This window comes from Achromobacter sp. Marseille-Q0513, assembly GCF_018195695.1.
Lineage (GTDB): Bacteria > Pseudomonadota > Gammaproteobacteria > Burkholderiales > Burkholderiaceae_B > Achromobacter.
Window position 1 is genome coordinate 1 of record NZ_JAGTJY010000542.1, and the last position, 436, is coordinate 436.

Genomic DNA, 436 nt, shown 5'->3' on the forward strand with positions numbered 1-436 from the left:
TCATACGGCTTGGTATCTGGCAACGTATCCGGATACCGCCGCCAGCGGAATCAACCCATTCGCACACTATGTCGCCAACGGCGCACGCGAACTGCGCAATCCGTGCCGGCTCTTTGACGCGAAATGGTACGCCGAACGCTATCCCGATGTGCCCGCCGACCATGGCAATGCGCTGAAGCACTACTGCACACACGGAGCCAGGGAGGGCCGGGATCCTCATCCTCTCTTCAATACCAAGTGGTATCTGGATACCTACCCGGAGGCGCTCGAGTACGGTTTCGATCCGCTATCCCATTTTCTCCATCACGGAGAATCGGCAGGCTATGCCCCAGGCCCCACGTTCAACCCGGAATGGTACAAGCTACGCCACCCCGATCTGGTTCACTGGCCCGACAGCCTGCTAGCGCACTACCTTGCATTTGGCATGGCTGAAGGT

At 58.9% G+C, this 436-nt stretch carries 1 pseudogene; it reads left to right on the plus strand.

What is annotated here, in order from left to right:
- Positions 1-436, plus strand: a pseudogene (locus KDH83_RS31680) (hypothetical protein); the annotation flags it as partial.